Origin of the sequence: Pseudoalteromonas sp. McH1-7 (assembly GCF_013366255.1) — a bacterium.
GTDB classification, from domain to species: Bacteria; Pseudomonadota; Gammaproteobacteria; order Enterobacterales; family Alteromonadaceae; genus Pseudoalteromonas; species Pseudoalteromonas peptidolytica.
Map to the genome: position 1 here is coordinate 1 of NZ_JABWPQ010000021.1, position 14,241 is coordinate 14,241.

The following is a 14,241-nucleotide window of genomic DNA, read 5'->3' on the forward strand; positions in this document are numbered from 1 at the left end:
GTTTTACCGTGGTCAACGTGGCCGATTGTACCTACGTTTACGTGCGGTTTTACGCGTTCAAACTTTTCTTTTGCCATTTTAAAATTTCCTATAAAGAAATTAAAGTCCAGCCCTAAGACCGGACCGAACTAAAATTACTTAACAGCGCGAGCTGCAATTATTGCATCAGCTACATTTTTAGCCGCTTCAGCATACTTTAGAAACTCCATTGAGTATGATGCGCGACCCTGAGTAGCAGAGCGTAAATCTGTTGCATAACCAAACATTTCAGAAAGCGGTACCTGAGCATTAACTTGCTTAGAGCCACCAAATGCTTCTTCCATGCCTTCAATTATGCCACGACGACGGTTTAAGTCGCCTACTACATCACCCATGTTTTCTTCAGGGGTGATTACTTCTACTTTCATGACAGGCTCAAGTAAAACTGGACTTGCTTCTAGCGCACCATTTCTAAAGCCCATCGAACCGGCGATTTTAAACGCCATCTCGTTTGAATCGACATCGTGGAACGAGCCATCAAACAAAGTGGCTTTGACACCCAATAGCGGATAACCAGCAAGAACACCTTGCTTCATCTGCTCTTGAATCCCTTTATCAACCGCTGGGATATACTCTTTTGGTACTGTACCGCCTACGATTTCGTTAACGAATTCATATATTGGCGCATCGTCATCAGAGACATCCATTGGTTCTAGCTTCAACCAAACGTGACCATATTGACCACGACCACCAGATTGACGCACAAACTTACCTTCAGCTTCAACAGAAGCTCGGATAGTTTCACGGTATGCAACCTGAGGCTTACCAACGTTACACACAACGTTAAACTCACGCTTCATACGATCGACAATGATATCTAAGTGAAGCTCACCCATACCAGAGATAATCGTTTGACCTGATTCTTCGTCCGTTTCTACGCGGAATGAAGGATCTTCTGCTGCAAGTTTACCGAGTGCAACGCCCATTTTTTCTTGGTCAGCTACTGTTTTAGGTTCTACTGCGACTGAGATTACGGGCTCAGGAAATTCCATACGTTCTAACGTAATTGGCGCTTCTTGAGCACAAAGTGTATCACCAGTAGTTACATCTTTTAGGCCGATAGCAGCCGCGATGTCACCCGCATGAACTTCTTTAATCTCTTCACGCGAGTTAGAGTGCATTTGAACAATACGTCCAAAACGCTCTTTTTTACCTTTAACAGGATTTAGTACCGAATCACCCTGGCTCACTTTACCAGAATAAACTCGGAAGAAAGTAAGTGTGCCGACGAATGGATCGGTTGCGATCTTAAATGCAAGCGCCGCAAACGGTGCATTATCGTCAGCTTCACGCGTATCTTCGGTTTCGTCATCTAAGACACCTTGGATAGCCTTTACTTCAGTAGGCGACGGCATGAATTCAATTACAGCGTCAAGCACAGCTTGAACACCTTTGTTCTTGAATGCGCTACCTGTCGTCATAGGCACAATTTCATTGGCCAATGTGCGTTGGCGAAGGGCTGATTTAATCTCTTCTTCGCTCAACTCACCATCTTCAAGATATTTTTCCATTAGTTCTTCAGAAGCTTCTGCTGCACTCTCAATTAGATGAGAGCGCCATTCTTCAGCAAGCTCCTGAAGGTCTGCAGGGACCTCTTCGTAAGTGAAAGTCATCCCCTGGTCTTCTTCATTCCAGTTAATCGCTTTCATTTTGATGAGGTCAATAACACCTTTAAATTCGTCTTCAGCACCAATCGGCAACTGAATAGGCACAGGTGTAGCACCAAGACGTTTTTTAACCTGCTCAACTACAGACAAGAAATCTGCACCCGTACGATCCATCTTATTGACAAAAATCATACGTGGCACTTCATACTTATTTGCCTGACGCCAAACCGTCTCAGTTTGCGGTTGCACACCTGATGAAGCACACAACACAACAACAGCACCATCAAGTACACGCAATGAGCGCTCTACTTCGATAGTAAAATCTACGTGTCCTGGAGTATCGATGATGTTTATACGATGCTCATCAAACTGAGCATCCATCCCTTTCCAAAAACACGTTGTTGCAGCAGAAGTGATCGTGATACCACGCTCTTGCTCCTGCTCCATCCAGTCCATAGTTGCGGCACCGTCGTGTACTTCACCAATCTTATGAGAAAGACCAGTATAGAAAAGTACGCGCTCGGTCGTAGTTGTTTTACCCGCATCTACGTGAGCACAAATACCGATGTTACGGTAGCGCTCAATAGGAGTTGTCCGTGCCATAATATCCTCTTAAAGGGTGTTAGCAGATTACCAACGGTAGTGAGCGAATGCTTTGTTCGCTTCAGCCATACGGTGAACGTCTTCACGTTTCTTAACCGCAGTGCCTTTGTTTTCAGCAGCGTCGATCATCTCTTGAGCAAGACGAAGACCCATTGATTTTTCGCCACGCTTACGAGCAGCTTCAACCAACCAACGCATACCTAGTGCGTTACGACGCACTGGACGTACTTCTACTGGTACTTGGTACGTTGAACCACCAACACGGCGAGATTTAACCTCTACCTGTGGGCGAACGTTATCAAGTGCAGCTTCAAAGATTTCTAGGTGCGACTTGCCTGATTTTTCAGCAGCCACGTCTAGCGCACCATATACGATTTTTTCAGCAGTAGATTTCTTGCCGTCAAGCATTACTACGTTAACGAATTTAGCAAGAAGCTCTGATCCGAACTTCGGATCTGGAAGAATTTTACGTTGACCTATTACGCGTCTTCTAGGCATTTTCTTTCTCCGGTATCTTCAGGTCCGTGTGTTACACGGATTCCCAAAACAATATATAAAAATTTAAAACTTAAGTGCTTGGCCTTACTAACGGAGAACCATTAGCCCTTAGGACGTTTTGCACCGTACTTAGAACGACCTTGCTTACGGTCGTTAACACCCGCACAGTCAAGCGCACCACGAACTGTGTGGAAACGCACACCTGGTAAGTCTTTAACACGACCACCACGGATTAGGATTACACTGTGCTCTTGAAGGTTGTGGCCTTCACCGCCAATGTATGAAGTTACTTCGAAACCGTTCGTTAGACGAACACGCGCTACTTTACGTAATGCAGAGTTTGGTTTCTTTGGTGTCGTTGTATATACACGAGTACATACTCCACGCTTTTGTGGACAAGCTTTAAGAGCAGCTGAGTTGCTCTTAGTAACCTTGCTACGACGTGGCTTACGCACTAGCTGGTTAATAGTTGCCATTAAATAGCTCCTGAATTAATAAATTACTACTGAAAAATAAAATCTTACCATTTAAGCGCGCTTCAATTTATTGAACGACTAAAATGGGTGGCCGAATTTTAATGACCAAAGTTTAACCTGTCAACCAAAAGTAATCATTAGCGGTCTTTAAATACCTTGAACCTAGCCTATTTTCAGCTTGAACTTATTGAAAGTTAACAAATCTTATGGGATTAGCGGAAAAACGATTATTGCAGTATACATATTCATATGACGTTTTGATGGCAACACGACAGGTCGCAACTTTGGCATGCTTTTCCTTAAATAGACCATAATAGTATAGGCATAAAAAAACCGCTGTGGAGTTAGCACAGCGGCTTTTAACTTATTTAGCTAACTGACTCGATTACTCGTTGCCACCTAGTAAATCAGCGTTTAATGCGTCTGTTAGCGCTTGAGTTGCTTCTTCCGCACTTACTGTTTGCTCTTCAAGTGCAGCTTCGCCTTGCTTACGACGATTGATACGCTCTTCATGGTAAGCAAAACCTGTACCCGCTGGGATCAAACGACCCACGATTACGTTTTCTTTCAGACCACGTAGCTCATCGCTCTTACCATTCACAGCCGCTTCTGTTAGAACACGAGTTGTTTCTTGGAACGATGCAGCTGAGATGAACGACTCAGTCGCAAGTGATGCTTTGGTAATACCCATCAGCTGAATTTCAAACTTAGCTGGGATCTTACCTTGCTTTTCTAGCTCACGATTTGCGATGTTAACGCGCGCAACTTCTGCTTGCTCACCTGCTAGGAATTCGCTGTCACCACCATCAAGGATGATACACTTACGAAGCATCTGACGAACGATAGTCTCAATGTGCTTATCGTTAATCTTTACACCCTGTAGGCGGTATACTTCTTGTACCTCGTTAGTGATGTAATTAGATACATCAGTAACACCACGCAAACGTAGGATGTCGTGCGGTGATTCTGGACCATCGGCAATAACTTCACCTTTAGCCACTTGCTCACCTTCGAACACGTTAAGCTGACGCCATTTCGGGATCATTTCTTCGTACGCATCACCTTCATCAGGTGTGATCACAAGGCGCTTCTTACCTTTAGTCTCTTTACCGAAGCTAACAGTACCTGTGATTTCTGCAAGAATTGCAGGATCTTTTGGTTTACGCGCTTCGAATAGGTCAGCAACTCGAGGTAGACCACCTGTAATGTCACGTGTCTTCGAACCTTCTTGTGGGATACGAGCTAGTACAGAACCTGGTAGTACTGTTGCACCATCTGTGATTTCAATCGTTGTGAATGAAGGTAGACGGATCTCTTGAAGACCACGCTCTTCGTTCTCAATGATTAGTTTAGGCTCTTTCGCGTTTACTTTCGCAAGATCCTTAACAACCACACGTGTTAGACCAGTTAACTCATCAGTCTGTGCTTCAGTGTTTGAATCGTCGATATCGCTGAACGATACTTTTGATTCATGTTCAATGATGATTGGGTGACTATGCGGATCCCAAGTAGCAACGATGTCGTTACCTTTAACGTCAGCACCATCTTGTACAGTTAATACTGCACCGTAAGGTACTTTATAACGCTCTTTCTCACGACCGTGCTCATCGATAATCGTGATCTCGGTTGAACGAGACGTGATAACGATTTTGCCATCAGCATTGATTACAAACTTCGCATTGTGCAGCTTCAAGTTACCATTGTTCTTAACTTGAACACTGTTCTCTGCAGACGCTCGAGATGCCGCACCACCGATGTGGAATGTACGCATCGTAAGCTGTGTACCCGGCTCACCGATTGACTGTGCCGCGATTACACCAACTGCTTCACCAGGATTGATGATATGGCCACGGGCCAAGTCACGACCGTAACAGTGTGCACACACACCAAAGTCGTTTTGACAGGTGATTACAGAACGTACTTTAACTTCGTCTACTGAATGCTCTTCTAAAAGATCACACAGTTTTTCGTCAAGCATTACGTTACGTGCAACAAGTACTTCAGTAGTACCTGGCTTACATACATCTTCCGCAACAACACGACCTAGTACTCGCTCGCGAAGTGGTTCTACAACGTCACCACCTTCGATTAGCGGCTTCATTACTAGACCTTCTTCGGTGCCACAGTCTGATTCGTTGATAACCAAATCTTGTGCTACGTCTACTAGACGACGAGTTAGGTAACCCGAGTTCGCTGTCTTAAGTGCTGTATCCGCTAGACCCTTACGTGCACCGTGCGTCGAGATAAAGTACTGTAGTACGTTTAGACCTTCACGGAAGTTCGCTGTAATTGGCGTTTCGATGATTGAACCATCTGGACGTGCCATTAGACCACGCATACCCGCTAGCTGACGGATCTGAGCAGCACTACCACGAGCGCCCGAGTCTGCCATCATAAACACTGAGTTAAATGACGGTTGCTCTTCTTCGTTGCCTTCAGCGTTGATAACCGTTTCTTTTGAAAGGTTAGCCATCATCTCGCGAGAAAGGTTTTCGTTTACACGTGACCAGATATCGATAACTTTGTTGTATTTCTCACCGGCAGTTACAAGACCTGATTGGAACTGTTGGTTGATTTCTGCAACCTCAGCTTCCGCACGATCGATGATCTCACCTTTAGTTGGTGGGATTACCATGTCATTGATACCGATAGAAACACCAGACTTCATCGCGTAGTGGAAACCGGTATACATCACTTGGTCAGCAAAGATAACTGTATCTTTAAGACCTAGACGACGGTAACACTCATTAAGAAGACCTGAAATTTGTTTCTTACCTAGTGGTTTATTGATCAGTTCAAACGGCAAACCTTCAGGGATATTCAATGAAAGGATTGCACGACCTACTGTCGTATCTACTAGGTGAGTTAACGTGCCGCGCTCACGTGTTTCTTCGTCGATAGTCACTTCTGTGATACGCACTTTAACACGAGCATGAAGCTCAGCAGCACCTACACGGTATGCTTTTTCAGCTTCTTTTGCATCTTTAAATACAGTGCCTTCACCTTTACCGTTGATGCGATCGCGAGTCATGTAGTAAAGACCTAGTACAACGTCCTGTGAAGGAACGATAATTGGCTCACCGTTCGCTGGTGCTAGGATGTTGTTGGTAGACATCATCAATGCACGCGCTTCCAACTGCGCTTCAAGCGTCAGTGGAACGTGAACCGCCATTTGGTCACCATCGAAGTCAGCGTTGTACGCCGCACACACTAGCGGGTGCAGGTGAATCGCTTTACCTTCGATAAGTACAGGTTCGAATGCTTGGATACCTAGACGGTGAAGTGTTGGTGCACGGTTAAGTAAAACCGGATGCTCACGGATAACTTCGTCTAGTACGTCCCAAACCTCAGGTACTTCACGCTCAACCATCTTCTTCGCAGCTTTGATGGTTGTCGCCATACCACGGCGCTCTAATTTACCGTAGATAAATGGCTTGAATAGCTCAAGTGCCATCTTCTTAGGTAGACCACACTGATGTAGTTTCAGCGTAGGACCAACGGTGATAACAGAACGGCCTGAGTAGTCAACACGCTTACCTAGAAGGTTTTGACGGAAACGACCTTGCTTACCTTTAATCATGTCTGCAAGCGACTTAAGTGGACGCTTGTTAGAACCTGTAATTGCACGGCCACGACGACCATTATCAAGTAGCGCATCAACCGCTTCTTGAAGCATACGCTTTTCGTTACGTACGATGATGTCAGGTGCAGCTAAGTCTAGAAGACGCTTCAAACGGTTGTTACGGTTGATTACACGACGGTAAAGGTCGTTCAGATCTGAAGTCGCAAAACGACCGCCATCTAGTGGTACTAGAGGACGTAGATCTGGTGGAAGTACTGGTAATACGCTCATTACCATCCACTCAGGGTTGTTACCTGATTGGTGGAACGCTTCCATTAGTTTTAGGCGCTTGGTGATTTTCTTACGCTTGGTTTCAGAGTTGATTGTTGGTAACTCTTCACGCATTTCAGCGATTAACTGACCCAGGTCTAGCTCGCGAAGTAGATCAAGTACAGCTTCTGCACCCATCTTAGCTTCAAACTCATCACCGTGCTCTTCAAGCGCATCTAGGTATTCTTCTTCACCTAGTAATTGACCGCGCTCAAGCGTAGTCATACCTGGCTCAGTTACCACGAATGATTCGAAGTAAAGTACACGTTCGATATCACGAAGCGTCATATCTAGCATTAAGCCAATACGTGACGGAAGTGATTTCAAGAACCAAATATGTGCAACTGGGCTAGCCAGCTCAATGTGACCCATACGGTCACGACGTACTTTTGTTAGCGTTACTTCAACGCCACACTTTTCACAGATAACACCACGGTGCTTCAAGCGCTTGTATTTACCACACAAACACTCGTAATCTTTTACTGGGCCGAAAATACGGGCACAGAATAAGCCATCACGCTCAGGCTTGAAAGTACGATAGTTGATTGTCTCAGGTTTCTTTACTTCACCGTAAGACCATGAACGCACCATGTCTGGCGAAGCAAGACCAATGCGAATTGCGTCGAATTCTTCGGTCTTATTTTGTTGCTTCAGAAACTTAAGTAAGTCTTTCACCTTAGCTCTCCTGTCGGAGGTTAATCTTGAGGGTAAACGCTGTTTACCCCTACATTCTTTTCAGTCCGGCTGCTGTTAAGCAACGCCGCAGCGCACTGCGGCGGTCGGATTAAATTTCTTCCAACTCGATGTTGATACCTAGTGAGCGGATTTCTTTCAACAATACGTTGAACGACTCAGGCATACCCGGTTCCATCTTGTGGTTACCGTCAACGATGTTTTTATACATCTTGGTACGACCGTTTACGTCATCCGACTTCACTGTCAACATTTCTTGTAGCGTGTAGGCAGCACCGTATGCTTCTAGTGCCCATACCTCCATCTCACCGAAACGCTGACCACCGAACTGCGCCTTACCACCCAGCGGCTGCTGAGTTACTAGGCTATAAGAACCAGTTGAACGCGCGTGCATCTTGTCATCAACTAGGTGGTTCAGTTTCAGCATGTACATGTAGCCCACTGTCACCTGACGCTCAAACGCATCACCAGTACGACCGTCATATAGCGTAACCTGACCACTTCTCGGATAACCACCAAGCTCTAACATGTCTTTGATTTCAGCTTCACGCGCACCGTCAAATGCTGGAGTTGCGATTGGTAGACCACCTTTAAGGTTTGCTGCCAAGCGACGGATTTCATCATCAGAGAAGTTAGCAATATCTACTTTCTGGCGACAATCACCAATTTCGTAAGCTTTCTTGATGAATTCACGCAGCTCATGAATTTCGCGTTGCTCTTTCATCATTTCTTCAAGACGTTCACCGATACCACGAGCAGCTAGACCCATGTGGGTTTCTAGGATCTGACCGATGTTCATACGAGACGGTACACCTAGAGGGTTAAGTACGATGTCTACAGTACGACCTTTGTCATCGTAAGGCATATCTTCAACAGGAACGATAGTTGAAATAACACCCTTGTTACCGTGACGACCAGCCATCTTATCACCAGGTTGGATACGACGTTTAACAGCTAGGTATACTTTAACAATCTTAAGTACGCCAGGTGCTAGATCATCACCTTGAGTGATCTTGCGACGCTTGTTCTCGAAACGCTTGTCGTAGTCAGCTTTAAGCTCGTCATACTGTGCAGCTAGTTGCTCAAGCTCTGCTTGATGCTCTTCATCCGCAAGACTTTGCGTTAGCAATTTCTCAGTATTAAAGCCAGCTATTTGCTCTTCACTCATACCTGCTTTGATCAGTAGGTTACGAGCGTGAGTTAGGATACCGCCTTCAAGGATTCTAAACTCTTCGTTGAAGTCTTTCTTCGCTTCACGAAGCTGCATTTCTTCAACTTCTAATGCACGTTTGTCTTTTTCAACGCCATCACGCGTAAACACTTGTACATCGATTACTGTACCAGATACTGAGTTTGGTACACGTAGCGAGCTATCTTTTACGTCAGATGCTTTTTCACCGAAGATTGCACGTAGTAGCTTTTCTTCTGGTGTTAGCTGCGTTTCGCCTTTAGGTGTTACTTTACCCACAAGGATATCGCCGCCTTTTACTTCAGCACCGATGTATACAACACCAGACTCATCAAGTTTGCCTAGTGCAGATTCACCCACGTTTGGAATATCCGCAGTGATCTCTTCTGGGCCAAGCTTAGTATCACGGGCAATACATTGAAGCTCTTGGATGTGGATAGTCGTTAGACGATCTTCTTTTACAACGTTCTCTGAAAGTAGGATTGAATCCTCGAAGTTGTAACCATTCCAAGGCATGAACGCCACACGAAGGTTTTGACCAAGTGCTAAGTCACCAAGGTCTGTTGAAGGACCATCAGCAAGTACATCACCACGTACTACCGGCTCACCAACCATACAAGTTGGTTTCTGGTTAATACAAGTGTTTTGGTTTGAGCGTGTGTACTTAGTTAAGTTATAGATGTCGATACCCGCTTCACCAGGGATACGCTCATCTTCATTAACGTTAACAACAATACGGCTCGCATCAGCATATTTAACAATACCACCACGCTTCGCAACGATAGTTACACCAGAGTCTTTTGCTAGTGTACGCTCGATACCAGTACCAACTAACGGCTTATCAGCACGTAGTGTAGGTACAGCTTGACGTTGCATGTTCGATCCCATCAATGCACGGTTTGCGTCATCGTGCTCTAGGAATGGAATAAGTGCCGCGGCCACAGAGATTACCTGCTGTGGAGATACGTCCATATACTGAATGCTGTCGCTTGGCATAAAGGTTGATTCACCTTTAAAACGACAAGGAATTAGTTCTTCAGCAAATTGGTTATCATCAGTTAGCGTTGTATTCGCCTGTGCGATAACGAACTGACCTTCTTCAATTGCTGATAGGTAATCAACATCGTCAGTAACGATTCCATCTACTACTTTGCGGTATGGAGTCTCTAGGAAACCATAGTCGTTTGTACGCGCGTAAGTAGATAGTGAGTTGATTAGACCGATGTTTGGACCTTCAGGCGTTTCGATTGGACAAACACGACCATAGTGCGTTACGTGTACGTCTCGTACCTCGAAGCCTGCACGTTCACGTGTTAAACCACCCGGACCTAATGCAGAAATACGACGCTTGTGCGTTACTTCTGAAAGCGGGTTGTTCTGATCCATAAACTGTGAAAGCTGTGAAGAACCAAAGAATTCTTTTACTGCTGCTGAGATTGGCTTAGCGTTGATCAAATCCTGTGGCATCACGTTATCTAGGTCACCAAGACTTAGACGCTCACGTACCGCACGCTCAACACGTACAAGACCTACACGGAATTGGTTTTCTGCCATTTCACCTACAGAACGAATACGACGGTTACCTAAGTGGTCGATATCATCTACATCGCCTTTACCGTTACGGATGTCGATTAACACCTTCATCACACTAACGATGTCTTCTTTAGATAACGTGCCTTCGCCTTCGTCTGAATCATAACCAACTCGGCTATTGAACTTCATACGACCAACAGTCGATAGATCGTAACGCTCTTCAGAGAAGAATAGGTTATCAAATAACGCTTCTGCAGCTTCTTTTGTCGGTGGCTCACCAGGGCGCATCATGCGGTAGATTTCTACCAATGCCTCTAGGCGGTTATTTGTAGAGTCAATACGTACTGTTTCTGACATGTACGCACCGCTGTCGACTTCATTGATATAAAGGGTATCAATCTTCGTGTGACCAGCTTTTACCAGTTCAGCCATAAGCTCAAGAGAAAGCTCAGCGTTCGCTTCTGCAATGATTTCGCCTGTTGACTCGTCAATATAGTTGTTAGCAACGATACGCCCAATGATGTACTCATGCGGTACTTCAAGGGTATCAATACCTTGCTTTTCGATACTCTTAATATGACGTGCAGTAATACGACGGCCTTGCTCAACTAGTACATCACCATTTGCATCTTTGATGTCAAATGCTGCGGTTTCACCACGCAGACGTGAAGGTACAAGCTCCATCAACACTTTACCATCTTTTACTTCGAAACTGGTTGTCTCAAAGAATAGTGCCAAAATCTCTTCAGTCGTGTACTCAAGTGCACGTAAGATGATAGATGCAGGTAATTTACGACGACGGTCAATACGTACGTAAAGGTTATCTTTTACATCGAATTCAAAGTCTAACCATGAACCACGGTAAGGAATTACACGTGCGTTATATAGTACTTTACCAGATGAATGTGATTTACCACGGTCGTTATCAAAGAATACACCAGGTGAACGGTGTAGCTGAGAAACGATAACACGCTCAGTACCATTAATTACAAAAGTACCGGTGTCAGTCATGAGCGGGATTTCGCCCATGTAAACTTCTTGCTCTTTTATGTCTTTGACCGTGCCAGGTGCATCTTTGTCCATTAGCACAAGACGTAGTTTAACGCGAAGTGGAGCAGAATATGTCACACCGCGGATTTGACATTCTTTAACGTCAAATACTGGCTCGCCAATACGATAACTAACGTATTGAAGCTCAGAATTGCCCGAGTAGCTCTTGATAGGAAATACAGAACGGAATGCAGCTTCCAGTCCAGTATCACCATCAGCGTCAGGCGCAATGAACTTATCGAACGATTCCAACTGCATTTGCAGTAGGAAAGGTATATCCAAAACCTGTGGACGTTTACCAAAATCCTTACGGATACGTTTCTTTTCAGAATAAGAGTAAGCCATGGGGTTCCTCAGCTTGCTGATCTTTGACCCAACCTGTCCAAAATTGAACAGACTTCACTGGCATCTAAGCCATGATAACAACATCTAAATTGTCACACTAACTTGCTTAACTAGGGACTTTAATACGCATCAGTTGCGCTTTATTGAAGTTCTAGTGTAACCAAGACAGTGTATCTTCAAACGCCATTGCGATTTTCAACAAAGATCTAAGTTATTGAAAATTACACTGAAATTTGAAGTTGTATGCACGATAGAAATACATCGCTCTATAGCGCAAAAAGGCCGGTGATTAAATAATCACCAGCCCTTGCCTGATTTCTCAGGCAGCGAACCTAGCGGGAGCTAGATTACTTGATCTCAACTTCAGCACCAGCTTCTTCAAGATCTTTCTTAAGTGCTTCAGCTTCGTCCTTAGATACACCTTCTTTGATAGGTGCAGGAGCAGACTCAACTAGCGCCTTAGCTTCTTTAAGGCCTAGACCTGTTGCGCCACGTACCGCTTTGATTGCAGCAACTTTGTTACCGCCAGCAGCAGCTAGGATTACGTCGAACTCAGTCTTTTCTTCAGCAGCTTCAGCAGGACCAGCAGCAACAACAGCAGCAGCTGCAGTTACACCGAACTTCTCTTCCATAGCTTCAACTAGTTCAACAACTTCCATTACTGACATTTCAGCAATCGCGTCAAGGATTTGGTCTTTAGTTACAGACATTTCAAATTTCCTAATTATTCACGAACCCAAGTGGTTCTAAAAATTTATTGATGAAAGGAGCGGTGCTTGGATTAAGCAGCTTGCTCAGCTTTCTGTACACGTACTGCTTCAATTGTTTTACACAATTTACCGGCAGACGCTTCTTTCATAGCGCTCATTAAGCGTGCAACAGCTTCGTCGTAAGTAGGTAGCTTAGCAAGCATTTCTACGTCAACGATGTTACCTTCGAATGCAGCAGTTTTAAGCTCAAATGCTTCGTTCTTTTTCGCGAAATCAGCAAAGATACGCGCAGCAGCACCTGGGTGCTCTGAAGAGAAAGCGATTAGGCTTGGGCCTACTAGCGACTCGTTAAGACATTCATAGTCAGTGCCTTCAACAGCACGTTTAGCTAGAGTGTTACGAACGACTTTCATCCATACACCCGCTTCACGAGCTTCTTTACGAAGAGCAGTGATCGCGTCTACTGTCACACCACGAGAATCTGCAACAACTGCAGATAGAGCACCTTTGGCAGCTTCGTTGACTTCAGCAACAATTGCCTTTTTGTCTTGAAGATTTAAAGCCATGGGTGTTACTCCTGGTTTGTTGGGAAAAACTTCCCAGTTCTACTTTACTCTACCGAAGTAGAGCTGCTTTTTACGGCGAGAACCAGAAGATTAGGAAAATCTAGCTGGGATTCACACCGTCTACGTAGGCGATTAATTAAGCAAAAGCAAGCTTTTGCACCTACGGTCTTGGACGGAAACGCAATTTATCGATTTATTGTAGACTATTAAGACAACAATTTTCGAAATTATACGCTTCAACCCGAATTCTTTGCTTTGTAAAGAAGCACACTTCTCTACAAAATGGCGCAAAATTATAGTCTAATTTTTACGCCATGTAAACGCCAAACTCTAAATTATACTACTTGAGTATTTAGTGTAGCTTGGTCTACAGCAACACCTGCACCCATCGTAGTAGAGATGCTTACTTTCTTCACAAAAGTACCTTTTGCAGTAGAAGGCTTAGCCTTCTTAAGCGCAATGATTAGCGCTTCAAGGTTTTCTTGAAGTTGGTTAGCGTCAAAGTCTACTTTACCGATAGTAGTGTGGATGATACCGTTTTTGTCGTTGCGGTAACGAACCTGACCAGCTTTAGCGTTCTTAACAGCTTCTGCAACGTTAGGTGTTACAGTACCTGTCTTAGGGTTAGGCATAAGACCACGTGGACCTAGGATTTGACCTAGTTGACCAACAACGCGCATTGCATCTGGAGAAGCAACAACAACGTCAAAGTTCATTTCGCCTTTTTTAACTTGCTCAGCAAGGTCTTCCATGCCTACTAAATCAGCACCAGCTTCTTTAGCAGCTTCAGCATTTGCACCTTGAGTGAATACCGCTACGCGTACTTCACGACCAGTACCGTGAGGTAGTACAGTTGCACCACGTACGTTTTGGTCAGATTTACGAGCATCGATACCCAGGTTTACAGCAACGTCTACACTTTCAACAAACTTAGCAGTAGCAAGTTCTTTAAGAAGAGCAACAGCTTCGTTGATTTCGTACTCTTTAGTGACATCCACTTTTTCGCGGATAGTACGCATACGCTTAGTTAATTTAGCCAT

The 14,241-nt window shown here is 44.6% G+C and carries 8 protein-coding genes and 1 pseudogene; all 9 read right to left on the reverse strand.

What is annotated here, in order from left to right:
* Nucleotides 1–77, reverse strand: a pseudogene (locus tag HUZ36_RS15010) (GTP-binding protein); the annotation flags it as partial.
* Between the two features lie 57 nt (nt 78–134).
* Nucleotides 135–2,249, reverse strand: a complete 2,115-nt coding sequence (fusA, locus tag HUZ36_RS15015) for an elongation factor G (RefSeq protein WP_125251556.1) — start codon at nt 2,247–2,249, stop codon at nt 135–137.
* Between the two features lie 27 nt (nt 2,250–2,276).
* A complete protein-coding gene (rpsG, locus tag HUZ36_RS15020; protein ID WP_099031881.1) occupies nt 2,277–2,747 on the reverse strand; it encodes a 30S ribosomal protein S7 in 471 nt (156 codons plus the stop codon).
* 101 nt (nt 2,748–2,848) lie between these two features.
* Nucleotides 2,849–3,223 (reverse strand): 30S ribosomal protein S12, encoded by a 375-nt coding sequence (gene rpsL / locus HUZ36_RS15025; RefSeq protein WP_010387308.1) that lies wholly within the window; start codon nt 3,221–3,223, stop codon nt 2,849–2,851.
* 385 nt (nt 3,224–3,608) lie between these two features.
* Nucleotides 3,609–7,790, reverse strand: a complete 4,182-nt coding sequence (gene rpoC, locus HUZ36_RS15030) for a DNA-directed RNA polymerase subunit beta' (protein WP_147389240.1) — start codon at nt 7,788–7,790, stop codon at nt 3,609–3,611.
* 109 nt (nt 7,791–7,899) lie between these two features.
* Nucleotides 7,900–11,925 carry a DNA-directed RNA polymerase subunit beta gene (gene rpoB, locus HUZ36_RS15035; protein ID WP_125251554.1) on the reverse strand — a complete coding sequence of 1,342 codons (4,026 nt, stop codon included), beginning with the start codon at nt 11,923–11,925 and terminating at the stop codon, nt 7,900–7,902.
* A 347-nt stretch (nt 11,926–12,272) separates the two neighbouring features.
* Nucleotides 12,273–12,635: a 50S ribosomal protein L7/L12 gene (rplL, locus tag HUZ36_RS15040; RefSeq protein WP_125251553.1), complete on the reverse strand. Its 363-nt coding sequence runs from the start codon at nt 12,633–12,635 to the stop codon at nt 12,273–12,275.
* 71 nt (nt 12,636–12,706) lie between these two features.
* Entirely contained in the window at nt 12,707–13,201 is a 495-nt protein-coding gene (rplJ, locus tag HUZ36_RS15045) for a 50S ribosomal protein L10 (RefSeq protein ID WP_125251552.1), read from the reverse strand.
* Nucleotides 13,202–13,536: 335 nt separating this feature from the next.
* The gene (gene rplA, locus HUZ36_RS15050; RefSeq protein ID WP_125251551.1) at nt 13,537–14,241 is read right to left on the reverse strand and encodes a 50S ribosomal protein L1; all 705 of its coding nucleotides are present in this window, start codon (nt 14,239–14,241) and stop codon (nt 13,537–13,539) included.